Annotated in this window: 14 protein-coding genes; 8 read left to right on the top strand and 6 right to left on the bottom strand. The window is 73.0% G+C overall.

Annotated features, from left to right (window positions below; genetic code table 11):
- The first annotated feature begins 56 nt into the window (after positions 1-56).
- The 4 genes from CBZ_RS09100 (at position 57) to acnA (ending at position 6590) form a co-directional block, all read left to right on the top strand.
- A complete protein-coding gene (locus tag CBZ_RS09100; protein ID WP_130781249.1) occupies positions 57-2060 on the top strand; it encodes an APC family permease in 2004 nt (667 codons plus the stop codon).
- The gene (locus CBZ_RS09095) at positions 2050-3324 is read left to right on the top strand and encodes a class I SAM-dependent RNA methyltransferase (RefSeq protein ID WP_130781248.1); all 1275 of its coding nucleotides are present in this window, start codon (positions 2050-2052) and stop codon (positions 3322-3324) included. The genes CBZ_RS09100 and CBZ_RS09095 overlap by 11 nt, the downstream gene beginning before the upstream one ends.
- Before the next feature lie 103 nt (positions 3325-3427).
- Positions 3428-3604, top strand: a complete 177-nt coding sequence (locus tag CBZ_RS09090) for a translation initiation factor 2 (protein ID WP_130781247.1) — start codon at positions 3428-3430, stop codon at positions 3602-3604.
- Positions 3605-3848: 244 nt separating this feature from the next.
- A complete protein-coding gene (gene acnA / locus CBZ_RS09085; RefSeq protein ID WP_130781246.1) occupies positions 3849-6590 on the top strand; it encodes an aconitate hydratase AcnA in 2742 nt (913 codons plus the stop codon).
- A gap of 103 nt (positions 6591-6693) precedes the next feature.
- On the opposite strand, the gene CBZ_RS09080 is transcribed toward acnA, so the two are convergent.
- The 5 genes from CBZ_RS09080 to CBZ_RS09060 form a co-directional block, all read right to left on the bottom strand.
- On the bottom strand, positions 6694-7122 hold the full coding sequence (locus CBZ_RS09080; protein WP_130781245.1) for a DUF1801 domain-containing protein: 429 nt from the start codon (positions 7120-7122) through the stop codon (positions 6694-6696).
- Positions 7123-7197: 75 nt separating this feature from the next.
- On the bottom strand, positions 7198-8079 hold the full coding sequence (locus tag CBZ_RS09075) for an aminoglycoside phosphotransferase family protein (protein WP_130781244.1): 882 nt from the start codon (positions 8077-8079) through the stop codon (positions 7198-7200).
- Between the two features lie 16 nt (positions 8080-8095).
- Positions 8096-8803: an NUDIX hydrolase gene (locus tag CBZ_RS09070; protein ID WP_130781243.1), complete on the bottom strand. Its 708-nt coding sequence runs from the start codon at positions 8801-8803 to the stop codon at positions 8096-8098.
- Positions 8800-9489, bottom strand: a complete 690-nt coding sequence (locus CBZ_RS09065; protein ID WP_130781242.1) for a type 1 glutamine amidotransferase — start codon at positions 9487-9489, stop codon at positions 8800-8802. The genes CBZ_RS09070 and CBZ_RS09065 overlap by 4 nt, the downstream gene beginning before the upstream one ends.
- Positions 9490-9494: 5 nt before the next feature.
- Positions 9495-10949: a GuaB1 family IMP dehydrogenase-related protein gene (locus CBZ_RS09060; protein ID WP_130781241.1), complete on the bottom strand. Its 1455-nt coding sequence runs from the start codon at positions 10947-10949 to the stop codon at positions 9495-9497.
- Between the two features lie 219 nt (positions 10950-11168).
- Between CBZ_RS09060 and dxs the strand changes: the two genes are divergently transcribed.
- The 4 genes from dxs to CBZ_RS09040 all read left to right on the top strand — a co-directional run bounded on the left by dxs (position 11169) and on the right by CBZ_RS09040 (position 17144).
- Positions 11169-13076, top strand: a complete 1908-nt coding sequence (gene dxs / locus CBZ_RS09055; RefSeq protein ID WP_130781240.1) for a 1-deoxy-D-xylulose-5-phosphate synthase — start codon at positions 11169-11171, stop codon at positions 13074-13076.
- Positions 13077-13178: 102 nt separating this feature from the next.
- Positions 13179-15452 carry a formate C-acetyltransferase gene (pflB, locus tag CBZ_RS09050; protein WP_130781239.1) on the top strand — a complete coding sequence of 758 codons (2274 nt, stop codon included), beginning with the start codon at positions 13179-13181 and terminating at the stop codon, positions 15450-15452.
- A 51-nt stretch (positions 15453-15503) separates the two neighbouring features.
- On the top strand, positions 15504-16394 hold the full coding sequence (gene pflA / locus CBZ_RS09045) for a pyruvate formate-lyase-activating protein (RefSeq protein WP_130781238.1): 891 nt from the start codon (positions 15504-15506) through the stop codon (positions 16392-16394).
- An 84-nt stretch (positions 16395-16478) separates the two neighbouring features.
- Entirely contained in the window at positions 16479-17144 is a 666-nt protein-coding gene (locus CBZ_RS09040) for an AIM24 family protein (protein ID WP_218022739.1), read from the top strand.
- A 72-nt stretch (positions 17145-17216) separates the two neighbouring features.
- On the opposite strand, the gene CBZ_RS09035 is transcribed toward CBZ_RS09040, so the two are convergent.
- Entirely contained in the window at positions 17217-17882 is a 666-nt protein-coding gene (locus tag CBZ_RS09035) for a maleylpyruvate isomerase N-terminal domain-containing protein (protein ID WP_130781237.1), read from the bottom strand.
- Between the last annotated feature and the right edge of the window lie 86 nt (positions 17883-17968).

Raw genomic sequence — 17968 nt, 5'->3', positions numbered from 1 at the left:
CGCGCGGGACCTCCGGGTGGTGCCGCGCGGGTCGGCCAGGCCTACCATCAGTCCTCGTGTCGGATCTCGCGGATGCCGCCAAACGACTGGTCCTCGGACGTCCCGTCCGGAGCGACCGTCTCGGCCACACGCTCCTGCCGAAGCGGATCGCCCTGCCGGTGTTCGCGTCGGACGCGCTGTCGTCGGTGGCGTACGCGCCCGACGAGATCCTGCTGACGCTGTCGCTCGCCGGCCTCTCGGCGCTCGTCATCTCGCCGTGGGTCGGCCTCGCGGTCGTCGTCGTCATGGTCACGGTCGTCGCGTCCTACCGGCAGAACGTGCACGCCTACCCGTCGGGCGGCGGCGACTACGAGGTCGCCAACGTCAACCTGGGCCCGAACGCGGGCGTCACGGTGGCGAGCGCGCTGCTCGTCGACTACGTGCTCACCGTCGCGGTGTCGATCTCCTCGGGCGCGCAGTACGCGGCCACGGCGTTCCCGCCGCTGCGCGGGCACGAGGCGGCGTTCGCGGTCGGTCTCGTCGTGCTGCTGACGATCGCGAACCTGCGCGGGGTCAAGGAGTCCGGCAGCGCGTTCGCGGTGCCCGTGTACCTGTTCATGTTCGCGATCGGCTCGCTCGCGCTGGTGGGGGCGATCCGGTACTTCACGGGGTCGCTGCCGATGTCCGAGAGCGCGGGCCTCGACATCGCGCCCGAGGCGGGCTTCGACCAGGGCCTCGCGGGCCTCGCGGGGTTCTTCCTCATCCTGCGCGCGTTCGCGTCCGGGTGCGCCGCGCTCACCGGCGTCGAGGCGATCAGCAACGGCGTGCCCGCGTTCCGCAAGCCCAAGTCGCGCAACGCGGCGACGACGCTCGCGCTCCTCGGCGGCCTGTCGATCGTGATGATCATGTCGATCCTGCTGCTCGCGCAGGCGACGCAGGTGCACTTCGCCGAGGACCCCGCCGTCCAGCTCCTCGAGGACGGCGTGCCCGTCGGCGACTCCTACGTGCAGCACCCGGTCATCTCGCAGCTCGCCGACTCGGTGTTCCAGGGCATCCCGGTGATGTTCGTCCTCGTCTCGATCGTCACCGGCCTCATCCTCGTGCTCGCCGCGAACACCGCGTTCAACGGCTTCCCGGTGCTCGGCTCGATCCTCGCCAAGGACGGCTACCTTCCGCGGCAGCTGCACACGCGCGGCGACCGGCTCGCGTTCTCCAACGGCATCGTCACCCTCGCCGCCGCCGCCATCGCGCTCATCTGGGCGTTCGATGCCGAGGTCACTCGACTCATCCAGCTCTACATCGTCGGCGTCTTCGTGTCGTTCACGGTCAGCCAGACGGGCATGGTGCGGCACTGGACGCGGGCCCTGCGCACCGAGCCGAACCCGTCGCGGCGCGCGCAGATGAAGCGCTCACGGGTCATCAACACCGTCGGCCTGGCCATGACGGGGACGGTCCTCGTGATCGTCCTGGCCACGAAGTTCACGCACGGCGCCTGGATCGCGATCCTCGCGATGATGCTGGTCTTCGCGCTCATGAAGTCGATCCACCGGCACTACGCCGCCGTGCGGGCCGAGCTGGCGCTCGGCGACGACGCGGAGGCGTCGCGGGCACTGCCGAGCCGCGTGCACGCCCTCGTGCTCGTCTCGCACCTGCACCGCCCGACGATGCGGGCGCTCGCGTACGCCCGCGCGTCGCGGCCGCAGGTGCTCGAGGCCGTCACGGTCGGCGTCGACCCCGAGGACGGCGACACGCTGCGTGCGCAGTGGGAGGCGATGAACCTGCCGGTGCCGCTGCGCGTCCTCGACTCGCCGTTCCGCGAGATCACCCGCCCGGTGCTCACCTACGTGCGCTCGATCCGGCGCGAGAGCCCGCGCGACCTCGTCGTCGTCTACATCCCCGAGTACGTCGTCGGGCACTGGTGGGAGCACCTGCTGCACAACCAGAGCGCGCTGCGGCTCAAGGGGCGGCTGCTGTTCACGCCCGGGGTCGTCGTGGCGTCCGTGCCGTGGCAGCTCGCCTCCTCCGAGGGGCAGACGGGCCTCGAGGACCCCGTCCGGGGTACCGTTCCGCGTGGTTACTGAGCCCTCCCCGTCACCGTCCGCTGCCTCGTCCGACGTCGTCGAGCTCGAGATCGGCCCGGTGGCCCACGGCGGCCACTGCGTCGCCCGGCACGACGGGCGGGTCGTCTTCGTGCGCCACACGCTGCCCGGCGAGCGGGTCCGTGCGCGCCTGACGGACGCGGGGGAGTCGGCGAAGTTCTGGCGCGCGGACGCCGTCGAGGTGCTCGAGGCCTCGCCCGACCGTGTGCCGTCGGCGTGGCCCGCCGCGGGACCGGACGGCGTCGGCGGCGGCGAGCTCGCGCACGTCGCACTTCCCGCGCAGCGCGCGTGGAAGTCGGCCGTGCTGCAGGAGCAGCTCCGACGTCTCGCGCGCGACGAGCGCGACGTGCCCGTGCACGCGGCCCCCGGCGACGACGAGCGCGGCGGACTGCACTGGCGGACGCGCATCGACCTGGTCGCCGACGGCAGCGGGCGTGCGGGCATGCGCGGTCACCGGTCGCACGACGTGCGCGCGCTGGCCTCGATGCCGCTCGCGACCGAGACGATCGAGGGGCTCGGGCTGTTCGACCGGCGCTGGCCCGCCGGTGCACACATCGAGGCCGTCGCGCCCGCGGGCGGCGACACCCCGGTCGTGCTGCTCGACGGCGCGCCCTACGAGCTGGGCCGCGGCCGTCCCGACCCGCGTCCGAACGCGCGCTCGTCGGTGCGTGAGGAGGTGCGGCACGGCGACGCGACGTACACCTACCGCGTCGCCGCCGCCGGGTTCTGGCAGGTGCACCGCTCCGCGCCCGAGGTGCTGGTCGGGGCCGTCCTGGAGGGTCTCGGGGACGTCACAGGCGCGGTCGTGCTCGACCTGTACTCCGGCGCGGGGCTGTTCACCGTGCCGCTCGCGGACGCGGTCGGCGACGGCGAGGTCGTGTCCGTCGAGGGCGACGAGCGCGCCGTGCGGGACGCCCGCCGCAACGTGCACGACCGGCCCAACGTCGAGCTGCACCAGGGTGACGTCGCCCGGATCCTGCAGGGCCGGCAGGACGCCGACTCCGACGTCGTGCACGCGGACGCCGTGGTCCTCGACCCGCCGCGGACGGGGGCGGGCAAGAAGGTCGTCGCGGCGATCACGGACCTGCGGCCGCAGCGTGTCGTGTACGTCGCGTGCGACCCGGCGGCGCTCGCGCGGGACGTGCAGCTGTTCGCCGAGGCGGGCTACGGGCTGCTCGACGTGCAGGGCCACGACCTGTTCCCGCACACGCACCACGTCGAGGCGGTCGCGGTCCTCGCCCGCTGACGGCCACGCGGGCGACGTCGGCCGCACCGCGCGACGGGGCGGCTGACCAGCGTTAGCGTGGAGCCGGAGCCGGACCGAGGCGGCCCGGCGGAGGGGAGCAGCGGTGAGCGAGAAGGACGCGGCGCACCGGCTGGCGGAGGCGAGCCGGCTGGCGACGCAGGAGCTGCACAAGCAGGGCACGCCCGACTACGACCCGCGCGCGCACGAGCGGGCGGTCGAGGCGGAGCGCAAGGCCCTCGACGCGCTCGAGGCGGAGAAGAAGGCGTCCGGGTCGTCCTGACCGGCAGCCCGATTGGGCGCGCGAGCGCAGACCACCGGCCCCCGTGGCTCGCCCGTCGAGCCCGGGGGCCGGCGCGCGAGCGGGACACGCCGGGTGGGACGAGGGTGCGGGGACCCCTCCCGAGCATGTATCTTGACGTCGAGATAGTTTGCGACCGCAGCCGCCGTAGGCTGGGAGGTCGCACCAGTCCTGCCGTCCGGGTGACCCCCATCCCCGGGCAGACTCGCCAGCGAAGGAGCCCCACGTGAGCAGCGTCGACAGCTTCGGTTCGAAGGGAACCCTCGAGGTCGGTGACGCCTCGTACGAGGTGTACCGGCTCTCGGCGGTGCCGGGGCTGGAGCGCCTGCCGTTCAGCCTCAAGATCCTCGCCGAGAACCTGCTGCGCACCGAGGACGGCGCGAACATCACCGCCGACCACGTGCGCGCGCTCGCCGGGTGGGACCCCGACGCGCAGCCCGACACCGAGATCCAGTTCACGCCCGCCCGCGTGATCATGCAGGACTTCACCGGCGTGCCGTGCGTCGTCGACCTCGCCACGATGCGCGAGGCCGTCGTCGAGCTCGGCGGCGACGCGACCCGGATCAACCCGCTCGCGCCCGCCGAGATGGTCATCGACCACTCCGTGCAGATCGACGTCGCCGGCCGCGCCGACGCGTTCGAGCGCAACGTCGAGCTCGAGTACCAGCGCAACCGCGAGCGCTACCAGTTCCTGCGCTGGGGTCAGACCGCGTTCGACGACTTCAAGGTCGTCCCGCCGGGCACCGGCATCGTGCACCAGGTCAACATCGAGTACCTGGCCCGCGGCGTCATGGTCCGCGACGGGCGCGCGTACCCCGACACGTGCGTCGGCACCGACTCGCACACCACGATGGTCAACGGCCTGGGCGTGCTCGGCTGGGGCGTCGGCGGCATCGAGGCCGAGGCGGCCATGCTCGGCCAGCCCGTGTCGATGCTCATCCCGCGTGTCGTCGGCTTCAAGCTCACCGGCCAGATCCCCGCGGGCGTCACCGCGACCGACGTCGTCCTGACGATCACGCAGAAACTGCGCCAGCACGGCGTCGTCGGCAAGTTCGTCGAGTTCTACGGCGAGGGCGTCGCGGCCGTGCCGCTGGCCAACCGGGCCACGATCGGCAACATGAGCCCCGAGTTCGGCTCGACGGTCGCGATCTTCCCGATCGACGGCGTGACGATCGACTACCTGCGCCTGACCGGTCGCTCGGACGCGCAGCTCGCGCTCGTCGAGGCGTACGCCAAGGAGCAGGGCCTGTGGCACGCGCCGACGGCCGAGGGCTACGTCGAGCCGGTGTTCTCCGAGTACCTCGAGCTCGACCTGTCGACGGTCGTCCCCTCGATCGCCGGCCCGAAGCGCCCGCAGGACCGCATCGAGCTGTCGAAGGCCAAGGAGCAGTTCCAGCGCGACCTGCCCGCCTACGCGCCGACGATCAACCAGGTCGACGAGGCGGAGGAGGAGTCCTTCCCCGCCTCGGACTCGCCCGCGATCACGTCCTCCGCGGTCCGGACGTACACGGTGAACGACTCCGAGGGCCGCCAGTTCGAGCTGTTCCACGGGGCCGTCGCGATCGCGTCGATCACGTCCTGCACCAACACGTCGAACCCGTCGGTCATGATCGCGGCGGCGCTGCTCGCCAAGAACGCCGTCGAGAAGGGCCTCACCGCCAAGCCGTGGGTCAAGACGTCGATGGCGCCCGGCTCGCAGGTCGTCACGAACTACTACGAGAAGGCCGGCCTCTGGCCGTACCTGGAGAAGCTCGGCTTCCACCTGGTCGGCTACGGCTGCGCCACGTGCATCGGCAACTCCGGCCCGCTCGACGAGAAGGTCTCGGAGGTCGTGCAGGAGCACGACCTGGCCGTCGCCGCCGTGCTGTCGGGCAACCGCAACTTCGAGGGGCGCATCAACCCCGACGTGAAGATGAACTACCTCGCGTCGCCGCCGCTCGTCATCGCGTACGCGCTCGCCGGGACGATGGACTTCGACTTCGACGCGGACCCGCTGGGTCGCGACGAGGCGGGTCACCCGATCTTCCTCAAGGACATCTGGCCCGCCCCCGAGACGGTGCAGGCGACGATCGACGCGTCGATCGACCGGCAGATGTTCACCGACGACTACGCCGACGTGTTCTCGGGCGACGAGCGCTGGCGCGCGCTGCCCACGCCCGAGGGCAACACCTTCGAGTGGGACGCCGAGTCGACCTACGTCCGCAAGCCCCCGTACTTCGAGGGCATGGGCGCGACGCCGGAGCCCGTCACCGACATCACCGGCGCGCGCGTGCTCGCGAAGCTCGGCGACTCCGTCACGACCGACCACATCAGCCCGGCCGGCTCCATCAAGGCCGACAGCCCCGCGGGCGTCTACCTCTCGGAGCACGGCGTCGAGCGTCGGGACTTCAACTCCTACGGCTCGCGCCGCGGCAACCACGAGGTCATGATCCGCGGCACGTTCGCGAACATCCGCCTGCGCAACCAGCTCGTCCCCGGCACCGAGGGCGGGTTCACCAAGAACCTGCTCACCGGCGAGGACACGACGATCTACGACGCGTCGGTCGCGTACCAGGCCGCGGGCGTCCCGCTCGTCGTGCTCGGCGGCAAGGAGTACGGCTCCGGCTCGTCGCGCGACTGGGCCGCCAAGGGCACGCGCCTGCTCGGCGTGAAGGCCGTCATCACCGAGTCGTTCGAGCGGATCCACCGCTCCAACCTCATCGGGATGGGCGTCCTGCCCCTGCAGTTCCCCGAGGGCGAGAACGCCGACTCGCTCGGCCTCGACGGCACCGAGACGTTCGACATCGCGGGCGTCACCGAGCTCAACGAGGGCCGCACGCCGCGCACCGTCAAGGTGACCGCCACGAAGGGCGACGGCTCGGTCGTCGAGTTCGACGCGGTCGTCCGCATCGACACCCCCGGCGAGGCGGACTACTACCGCAACGGCGGCATCCTGCAGTACGTCCTGCGGCAGGTCGCGGGCGCCTGACGCCCGCCGTCCACGACGCGAGCCCGGACCCCACGCGGGTCCGGGCTCGCGGTGCTGACGGTGCTCACGGTGCTCACGGTGCTCACGGTGCTCACGGCCAGTGCTACACCTGGCCGAAGCCCGGGGCCGACACCGTCTCCCAGGAGCGGCGCAGGATCGTCTCGAGCACCGCGAGGTCCACGTCGTCGAGGTTCTTGAGGTAGAGGCAGCTCACGCTGGTCGTGTGCGGTCCGAGGTCGGCGAGCAGGTCGGCGTACGCGGCGAAGCCGTCGGGCAGGTAGACGGTGGTCGCCGCCTTGCGGGGCGAGAACCCGGCGGCGCCCGCCTCGCCCTCGCGGCCCGAGGCGTAGCGGTACGTGTACCGCCCGTAGCCGACGATCGCGGGTCCCCACAATTGGGGGTCCTCGCCCGTGACGCGGCCGTACAGGTCGAGCAGGCGGTGGGCGTCGCGGCGGCGGACGGGGTGGTCGACGGCGTCGACGAACGCGACGACGTCCGCGTCGGTGGGGACGGTCTGGGGCTGGTCGGCCATCGGCCCAGTATCGCCCCGGGCGGGGCTGGGGTCACGGCGCGCGACCGGACCGGGCACCACGCCGGCCCGGGGTCGTCAGGCGCCGTCGAGTGCCTCGGCGAGCGCCCGACGGCCGGCCGCGGCCAGGTGCGGGTGGTCGACGGGGTGCATCTGGAGGACGACCGCGAGGTGCAGCGCCCACGCCCGCGCGCGTCGCCACAGCGCGTCGTCCCACCCGCACGCGTGGTCCAGCCGGTCGCGCAGTGCGGCCCGCCCGTCGGCGTCGAACGTGAGCCAGGCGGTCGACAGGTCGGACGCCGGGTCGCCGGACGTGAGGTCGCCGAAGTCGATCACCGCGTGCAGGCGGTCGTCGCGGACCAGCAGGTTCGCGGGGTGGGGGTCGCCGTGCAGCCACAGCGACGGTCCGTCCCAGGCCGGCGCGGTCACCAGGTCGGTGCGCAGCGCCAGGACGCGGTCGGCGTCGGGCAGGGCGAGCCGGTCGAGGCGCTCGCGCAGCGCGGTGTCGTCGGGCAGCGGGACGCCGCGGAACGGGTTGTCGGGCGCGTCGGGCGGTGCGGGGCGGTGCAGCGCGACCAGGACGTCGGCGAGGTCGTCGACCCAGGCGCGGCGGCGCTCGACGGGCACGCTCCAGGCCGGCTCGGCGTGGAACCAGGGCACGACGCTCCACGCCCACGGGTAGTCGTCGGACGGGACGCCGACGCGCACGGGGACCGGCGTGGCGACCGGCAGCAGCGGGGCGAGGACGGGCAACCAGCGCTGCTCGTGCTCGACGAGGGGCGCCGAGACCGCCCGCACGGGCAGCCGCAGCGCCAGGTCGTCGCCGAGCCGCCACATCGCGTTGTCCCAGCCCGTACCGGCGGGGGACAGGGGCAGGTCAGCGAGGTCGGGGTGCTGCGCCCGCAGCAGCGTGCGGGCGAGCGCCTCGTCGACCTCGATCTCGTGCAGCGGGTGGACCACGGGTGTCCTCTCGACGTCAGTGCGGCGGCTCGACCGTGCGCCGGACGTCCCACGGCACGGTCCAGCCGAGGGCGTCGAACGCGCGGCCCAGCACGATACCGGTGAACCCCCAGACCACGAGGTCGCCGACGACGAACGCGGGGGTGCGCACGCGTGTCCCGCCGCGCTGGTGCACGACGCTCGCCCGGTTCGCCGGGTCGAGCAGGTCGGCGACGGGGACGCGGAACACGTCGACGGTCTCGCGGTGGTCGACGGCGGCGACGTCGGACGGGCGCGTCCACCAGGCGGGGACGGGCGTGACGAGGTGGTTGCTCACCGGGACGGCGAGCGGCGGGAGCGTGCCGAGCACCTCGACCCCGGTCGGGTCGAGGCCGGTCTCCTCGACGGCCTCGCGCAGGGCGGCGGCGGCCGGGTCGGCGTCCGTCGGCTCGGTCCGGCCGCCCGGGAACGACACCTGGCCCGCGTGGTGGCCGAGGGTCGCGGCGCGCCGCTGGAGCAGCACGTCGAGGTCCGCGGCGACCGCAGGTCGGCCCGTGCGCGCGGTGACGGCGTCGAGCTCCCCGAACAGGACGAGGACCGCGGCTGGCCGGGCGGCCTCGACCGACGCGAGGACCCGCGAGGGGTCGACGCGCCAGTCGAGCCCGCGCGCGCACAGGTCCCGGAGCTCGGCGCGGGCGCCCGCCGGTGTCACCGCGGCCGGGCCGGACGCCGCGGGCGACGTCATCCGCGCGCCCGCACGAGCTCCCCGAACGCGGCGAACGCCTTCTCGGCGGCAGGCACGAGCGTCGGCAGGTGGGTCGCGCCGTCCGCCCGGATGGCCTCGACCTCGTCGGGGTCGAGCGCGGACGTCATGTCCGGCGTCGCGAGCCACAGGTCGAGCATCGACCGGGTCACCTCGGGGTGGAACTGCAGCCCCAGGGCGCTGCCGGCCCGGAACGCCTGGACGGGCGTCGTGGGCGTCGACGCGAGCAGCGTCGCCCCGGACGGCAGGTCGACCGCGTCGGAGTGCCAGTGCAGGACCGTCGGGCGGATGCCCAGCGCGCCGAGCACGGGGTCGTCGGCGACGACGTCGACGGGTGCGAAGCCGACCTCGGAGCCGTGCCGCAGGTGCAGGCGCGCCCCGAGGGCGAGCGCGAGGATCTGCATGCCCAGGCACACGCCGAGCACGGGCACGTCGGCGTCGACCGCGGCCGCCAGCAGCCGCCGCTCGGCGACCAGCCCGGGGTGCCGGACGTCGTCGGCGTCCATCGGACCACCCATGACGACGACCCCGGACACCTCGCCGAGCGCGGGCAGCCGCGGGTCGGGGTCGTCGAGGACGGTCCTGACCCGCACGGGCCCGTCGACGCCCGCGGCGATCAGCCCGGGCCCCTCGTGGGGCACGTGCGTGAGCACCAGGACGGGACGCACCTGCGTCACCACCCGTCGGGCAGCGGGCGCCCCTCCTCGTAGCCGGCCGCGGACTGGATGCCGACGACCGCGCGGTCGAACAGCTCCTCGAGGCTCGTGGCCCCCACGTACGTCGCTGCCGAGCGGACGCCGGCGGTGACGTGGTCGAGGAGGTCCTCGACACCCGGGCGACGCGCGTCGAGGTACATCCGGGAGGAGGAGATGCCCTCCTCGTAGAGCGCCTTGCGGGCCCGGTCGAAGGCCGAGCCGCCGCGCGTGCGGGCGGCGACGGCGCGTGCCGAGGCCATGCCGAAGCTCTCCTTGTAGAGGCGCCCCTCGCCGTCGGCGTGCAGGTCGCCGGGCGACTCGTGCGTGCCGGCGAACCAGGAGCCGATCATGACCTGCGACGCACCGGCGGCGAGCGCGAGCGCGACGTCGCGAGGGTGCCGCACGCCGCCGTCCGCCCACACGTGGCGGCCCAGCCGGCGGGCCTCGGCGGCGCACTCGAGCACCGCGGAGAACTGCGGACGCCCGACGGCCGTCATCATGCGCGTCGTGCACATGGCGCCGGGGCCGACACCGACCTTGACGATGTCCGCGCCGGCCTCGATGAGGTCGCGCGTGCCCTGGGCCGTCACGACGTTGCCCGCGACGACGGGGACCTGCGGGTCGAGCGACCGGACGGCGCCGAGCGCCTCGATCATCTTGCGCTGGTGGCCGTGCGCGGTGTCGACGACGAGCACGTCGACGCCCGCCTCGAGGAGCTCGGCCGTCTTGGCCTTGACGTCGCCGTTGATGCCGACGGCGGCCGCGACGCGCAGGCGCCCGTCGGCGTCGAGGGCGGGCTCGTAGATCGACGAGCGCAGCGCGCCGACGCGCGTGAGGACGCCGACGAGCGAGCCGTCGCGGACGACGGGGGAGAAGCGGCGGCGCGAGGCGTGCAGCTGCTCGAACGCGGCCTCGAGGCCGCGCGTGCCGCTCTGCTCGACGAGCGCGAGGTCGACGGTCGTCGGGTCGGGCGTCATGACGTCCTCGACCTGCGTGAACCGGTCGACGCCCTGGCAGTCGGCCTCGGTGACCACTCCGACCGGCCGGCCGTCGCGCACGACGACGGCGGCGCCGTGCGACCGCTTGCCGATGAGCGTCAGCGCGGTGTGCACGGTGTCGTGCGGCGAGACGACGACGGCGCTCTCGACGACCGTGTGGCGGGCCTTCACCGAGTCGACGACGTCCGCGACCACGTCGGTCGGGATGTCCTGGGGGATGACCGCGATGCCGCCGCGGCGGGCGACCGTCTCGGCCATCCGGCGGCCGGCGACGGCGGTCATGTTGGCGACGACCACGGGGATCGTGGTGCCGGTGCCGTCGACCGGTGCGAGGTCGACGTCGAAGCGGGAGGTGACCTCGGAGCGGGACGGGACGAGGAAGACGTCGCCGTACGTGAGGTCGGAGGCCGGTGTCTGTCCGGGCAGGAATCGCATGGGTGTACCCCTTTCCGATCGATGGTACCGGGTGCCCGGAGCGGGAACGGGGTGAGGGGCGCGGGCCTGCGACGACGCCGCCCGGGATCTTCACGGACCCTCCACCGGGCGGACCGGCCCGCGCAGCGCGCACCCGCGCCCGGGTTCTAGAGTGTGCAGGCGAGGCCCTCGCGTCCGCAGGGTGCGGCATCGTGGCCGCACCGGAAGGAGAGGCCGTCCATGGCTCTGCTCGACTCGATCACGTCGCCGGCCGACGTGCGCCGCCTGTCGCGCACGCAGGTCGCGCAGCTGACGGACGAGATCCGCGCGTTCCTCGTGGAGTCCGTCTCCCGCACGGGCGGTCACCTCGGCCCGAACCTGGGCGTGGTCGAGCTGACGGTCGCGCTGCACCGGACGTTCGACTCCCCGCGGGACACGATGGTGTTCGACACGGGCCACCAGTCGTACGTGCACAAGCTGCTGACGGGCCGCACGGACTTCTCGCAGCTGCGCCGCCGCGGCGGCCTGTCGGGCTACCCGAGCCGGTCGGAGTCGGAGCACGACGTCGTGGAGAACTCGCACGCGTCGACCGCGCTGTCCTGGGCGGACGGCATCGCGAAGGCGAACCAGCTGCAGGGTCGCGGGCACCGGCACGTCGTGGCCGTGATCGGGGACGGCGCGCTCACGGGTGGGATGGCCTGGGAGGCGCTCAACAACATCGCGGCCGGGCAGGACCGGCGGCTGGTGGTCGTCGTCAACGACAACGGACGGTCCTACGACCCGACGATCGGCGGTCTGGCTCGGCACCTCGACACGCTGCGCACGACGCAGGGCTACGAGAACGTCCTGTCGTGGGGCAAGCGGACGCTGCGGCGCAGCGGCCCGCCCGGGCGGTTCACGTACGACGCGCTGCACGGCCTGAAGAAGGGCATCAAGGACGTCGTCGCTCCGCAGGGGATGTTCGAGGACCTGGGCCTGAAGTACGTCGGGCCGGTCGACGGCCACGACGAGCAGGCCGTGGAGCACGCGCTGCGCCGCGCGAAGGCGTTCGGCGGCCCGGTGATCGTGCACGTCATCACCGAGAAGGGCCGCGGGTACACGCCTGCGGAGCAGGACGTCGCGGACCGGTTCCACGCGGTCGGGCAGATCCACCCCGAGACGGGGCTGCCGCTCGCGCCGTCGCGGTTCGGCTGGACGAGCGTGTTCGCCGACGAGATCGTGCGGATCGGCCGGCGGCGGCGGGACGTCGTCGCGATCACCGCCGCGATGCTGCAGCCCGTGGGGCTGGCGCCGTTCGCGGCCGAGTTCCCGGACCGGGTCTTCGACGTGGGGATCGCCGAGCAGCACGCCGCGACGTCGGCGGCAGGCATGGCCTTCGGCGGCCTGCACCCCGTGGTCGCGGTGTACGCGACGTTCCTCAACCGCGCGTTCGACCAGGTCCTCATGGACGTCGCGCTGCACAAGGCGGGCGTGACGTTCGTGCTCGACCGCGCCGGCCTGACGGGCGACGACGGCGCGAGCCACAACGGCATGTGGGACATGGCGATGCTCGGCATCGTGCCCGGGCTGCGCCTCGCGGCCCCGCGCGACGAGCCGACGATGCGGGACGCGCTGCGCACCGCGGTGGACGTCGACGACGCGCCCACGGTCGTCCGCTACCCGAAGGGTGCGCTGGGCGACCCGGTGCCGGCGGTCGAGGACGTCGACGGCGTCGACGTGCTCGCGCGGCACGACGCGACGCGCCCGGGAGCGCCGTCGGTGCTGGTCGTGGCCGTCGGCGCGATGGCCCGCACCGCGCTGGAGACCGCCGAGCTGCTGGCCGCGCACGGCCTGCGGGTCACGGTCGTCGACCCGCGCTGGGTGCTGCCCGTCCCGGCGGCGCTGACCAAGCTCGTCGGCGAGCACGACCACGCGGTGACGATCGAGGACGGGCTGGTGGACGGCGGCATCGGCGCGCTCGTCGCGCAGCGCAGCCACGAGGTCGGCGTGCGGACCCCGGTGCAGACGATCGGCATCCCGCGGCAGTTCCTCGAGCACGCCACGCGTGACCAGCTCGTGGGGGACCTGCGGCTGCGGCCGAACGACGTCGCTCGCGACGTCCTGTCGGCGCTCGGACGCGGCGCGGACGGTCCCGCCGAGGCGCAGTAGCGCACGTCACAGCGGGTCCCGAGGGGGCCGGGGCGAAGGTCCCAAGACATCCCATCACTTGCTCCGTAGGTTCGAGTTATCGACCCGCACGGAGGAGCGAAGATGTCCACCACCGCAGTCCCCGCCACCAGCCACGACGAGGCCACCACCCCGGCCGCGTGGACCGGCTTCGTCACCGGCCCGTGGGCCGACCACATCGACGTGCGGGACTTCATCCAGCGCAACTACACGCCCTACGAGGGCGACAGCAGCTTCCTCGCCGGCCCGACCGCGCGGACCACGCGCATCTGGGACAAGCTCTCGGCGATGTTCCCCGAGGAGCGTGAGAAGGGCGTCTACGACGTCGACGCGAAGACGCCGTCGACGATCACGTCGCACGCGCCCGGCTACATCACGCAGGACGACGAGATCATCGTCGGCCTCCAGACGGACGCCCCGCTCAAGCGCGCGATCATGCCCAACGGTGGCTACCGGATGGTCGAGAAGTCGCTCGAGACCTACGGCTACGCGCCCGACCCGGTCATCTCCGAGATCTTCAGCAAGTACCGCAAGACGCACAACGACGGCGTCTTCGACGTGTACCCGCCGGCGGTGCGCGCCGCGCGCAGCAGCCACATCATCACGGGCCTGCCCGACGCCTACGGCCGCGGCCGCATCATCGGCGACTACCGCCGCGTCGCCCTGTACGGGGTCGACGCGCTGATCGCCGCGAAGAAGCTCGAGCGTGCCGAGCTCGACATGGAGCGCTCGGTCGAGGACGTCATCCGCGACCGCGAGGAGAACGCGGAGCAGATCCGCGCGCTCGGCGAGCTCAAGACGATGGCCGCGTCCTACGGGTACGACATCTCCGGCCCGGCGACGACCGGCCGCGAGGCCGTGCAGTGGCTGTACTTCGGCTACCTCGCCGCGGTGAAGGAGCAGAACGGCGCCGCGATGTCGCTCGGCCGCACGTCGACGTTCCTCGACATCTACCTGGAGCGCGACCTGGTCGCCGGTGCCATCACCGAGGAGCAGGCGCAGGAGGTCATCGACGACTTCGTCGTCAAGCTGCGCATCGTGCGCTTCCTGCGGACCCCCGAGTACGACGCCCTGTTCTCCGGCGACCCGACGTGGGTCACCGAGTCCATCGGCGGCATGGGCGAGGACGGCCGGACGCTCGTCACCAAGACGTCGTTCCGCTACCTGCAGACGCTCTACAACCTGGGCCCGGCCCCCGAGCCCAACATGACGGTCTTCTGGAGCGACCAGCTCCCGGCCGGGTTCAAGGCCTACTGCGCGCAGGTGTCGATCGACACCTCGGCCGTGCAGTACGAGTCCGACGACCTCATCCGGGCCGACTGGGGCGACGACGCGGCCATCGCGTGCTGTGTGTCCCCGATGCGGGTCGGCAAGCAGATGCAGTTCTTCGGCGCCCGCGTGAACCTCGGCAAGGCGCTGCTCTACGCGATCAACGGCGGCCGTGACGAGGTCACCGGCAAGCAGGTCGCACCGGTCTCCGCGCCCGTCGAGGGCGAGGTGCTCGACTACGACGACGTCATGGCGAAGTTCGACAAGACGATGGACTGGCTGGCCCAGACCTACGTCGACGCGCTGAACTGCGTGCACTTCATGCACGACAAGTACGCGTACGAGCGCATCGAGATGGCGCTGCACGACCGCGAGATCCTGCGGACCCTGGCGTGCGGCATCGCGGGCCTGTCGGTCGTCGCCGACTCGCTGTCGGCCATCAAGTACGCCAAGGTCAAGGCGCTGCGCACCACGGACGGGCTCGTCACCGAGTACGCCATCGAGGGCGACTTCCCGACCTACGGCAACGACGACGACCGCGCCGACGACATCGCCGTGTGGATCGTCAACACGTTCATGGACAAGATCCGCCAGTACCCGACCTACCGGGGTGCCCTGCACACGCAGTCGGTCCTGACGATCACCTCGAACGTCGTCTACGGCAAGGCCACGGGCTCCACCCCCGACGGCCGTCGCGCCGGCGAGCCGTTCGCCCCGGGTGCCAACCCGATGAACGGTCGCGACTCGCACGGCATGCTCGCGTCGGCGCTGTCCGTCGCGAAGCTGCCCTACTCGCAGTCGCAGGACGGCATCTCGCTCACGTCGTCGGTCGTGCCCGCGGGCCTCGGTCGCACGCGTGAGGAGCAGGTGACGAACCTCGTGGGTCTGCTCGACGCGTACACGCTGTCGAACGGCTACCACATGAACGTCAACGTCCTGAACCGTGAGACGCTGCTCGACGCGATGGAGCACCCGGAGAACTACCCGCAGCTCACCATCCGCGTGTCCGGCTACGCCGTGAACTTCGTGCGGCTGACCCGTGAGCAGCAGCTCGACGTCCTGTCCCGGACGTTCCACGGCGCGGTCTGACCGCCGCACACGCACACACCGACGCAGTCCCGGCACCGAGGGAGCACGACGATGACGACCAAGGCCGACGAGCGGAGCACCGGAGCGCCCGTGGTGGCGCTCGGGACGCCGCTCGTCGGCGGGTCGCACGAGCGTGCCCACGGTGCCGGGACCGCCGGTCTCACCGAGGTCGAGGCCGAGCGGTCCGCCCGGCTCGCCGCGGTGCGGGCCGGTGACGTCGGGTCCGTGCACTCGTGGGAGCTCGTCACGGCCGTCGACGGCCCGGGCACCCGCCTCACCGTGTTCCTCGCGGGCTGCCCGCTGCGGTGCCTGTACTGCCACAACCCCGACACGATGGAGATGCGGCGCGGCACCGACGTCGCCGCCGACGACCTGCTGCGCCGCGTCCAGCGCTACCGGGGCGTCATGAAGGCCACCGGCGGCGGCCTGACGATCTCCGGCGGCGAGCCGCTCATGCAGCCCGCTTACGTGCGGCGGCTGGTGCGCGGCGCGAAGGCCATGGACGTGCACGTCGCGATCGACACGTCCGGCTTCCTCGGGGCGCAGCTGAGCGACGAGGTCCTCGACGACGTCGACCTGGTGCTGCTCGACGTGAAGTCGGGCCTGCCCGAGACGTACAAGAAGGTCACCGGCCAGGACGTCGCCCCGACGTTCGCGTTCGGCCGGCGGCTCGCGGAGCGCGGCACCCGGATGTGGGTCCGGTTCGTGCTGGTCCCGGGCCTCACCGACGCGTGGGGCAACGTCGAGGCGGTCGCCACCTACGTGGCGTCGCTCGGGGCGGCCGTCGAGCGCGTCGAGGTCCTGCCGTTCCACCAGATGGGCCGCGACAAGTGGGCCGAGCTGGGCATGCGCTACGAGCTCGACGAGACCGAGCCGCCGTCGGTCGAGCTCGTCGAGCGGGTCCGCGGCCAGTTCCGCTCGCGGGGTCTGACGGTCTTCTGACCAGCGCCGTCGCGGCGCGCGACCCGGCGCGACCCTGCGGCCTCTGGCAGGCTGGCCGGACACCCCGACCGCAGGAGGACGACCGTGCGCAGCGAGATGTTCGGCAGCAACCTGGAAGCGACCAGCACCGACCGGTTCGTCCTGCAGAACGACAAGATGCTGCGCGTCCACCTCGAGGGCGAGGTCATGGCCCGGCAGGGCTCGATGGTCGCCTACCAGGGGGAGATGGGCTTCGGGTACCAGGGCTCGGGCGGCATGGCGAAGTTCCTCAAGAAGGCCTTCACGGGCGAGGGCGTCCCGCTCATGAAGGTCACCGGCCGCGGCGACCTGTTCCTCGCCGACGACGCGTCCGAGGTGCACGTCGTCACGCTCGAGGGCGACTCGATCACCGTCAACGGCCGCAACGTGCTCGCGTTCGACACGACGCTCGAGTGGGACATCCGCCGGGTCGAGGGCGCGTCGATGATCGCGGGCGGCCTGTTCAACACCGTGTTCACCGGGCACGGCCAGCTCGCGATCACGTCGTTCGGTCCGCCGGTGATCCTCAACGTGGACCAGCCGACGTTCGCCGACGCGCAGTCCGCGATCGCGTGGTCCTCGACGCTGCAGACGACCGCGAAGTCGTCGATGTCGGCAGGCGCGCTCATCGGTCGCGGCTCGGGCGAGGCCCTGCAGATCGCGTTCGCCGGGCAGGGGTTCGTCGTCGTGCAGGCCAGCGAGGGCCCGCGCGTCGTGCAGCAGAACGGCTGACGGCGCGAGCCGCCGGGCCGGTGGCGACCGGCACCGTCCGCGGCAGCGCACCCGGACCGTCGCCGGGCGGCCTCAGAACGCGGAGATCGTCCCCGGTGCGCGCTGCGGGCGGGACAGGGTCCGGACCAGGGCGTCCTGGCCGTGACGGCGCAGCGCCAGGTCGGCCAGCAGGCGCACGACCGGCTCGACGACGTCGGCGTCGAACTGCGGCACGGGTACCCCGACGCTCGCGGCCAGGTCGTCGCTGTGCACGACGATCTCCAGCAGCCGCGTGACGACGAAGTCCTCGGTGCCCAGGGCCGCGCCGGTCCACGGCAGCAGCACGGTCGAGGGGGCGTCCGTGAGGGTCGCGTCCAGCCGGGCGAGCACCTCGCGGGCCGCCGCGGCGGCGGCGTCCGGACCGGCCGCGGCCTCCTCCTCGGAGCGCGTCCGCACGCCGACGTTCGCGGGGCCGTCGAGGTCCTGCTGGATCCAGGCGGCCCGCGCGTAGTGCTCGGACACCGGGATCGGCTCGACGTCCGGCACCGGACCGGCGAGGACCTCGACCACGCGACGGGGCTGGTTGACGAGGTGCCACGTGAGGGCGCCGACGCTCATGCCCGCGCACGACGACTCCTCGTCCCAGGCGGCGGCGACCTCGGGCCGCTCGACGAGCGCGACGAGCAGGCGGGTCGCGGGGACGAGGACGGCCAGGTCGAGGGAGCCGGTGAACGTCAGGGGCGGCAGGGTGAGGGACATCTCGACACCCTCGCGCACGCGCCGGACCTGCCGCAACGTCGTTCCGGGACGTCTCCCGGGCGAGGGGCGTACGACCTCCCGTGGCC

Origin of the sequence: Cellulomonas biazotea, assembly GCF_004306155.1 — a bacterium.
GTDB classification, from domain to species: Bacteria; Actinomycetota; Actinomycetes; order Actinomycetales; family Cellulomonadaceae; genus Cellulomonas; species Cellulomonas biazotea.
This window is presented reverse-complemented; position numbering and strand designations above follow the sequence as displayed.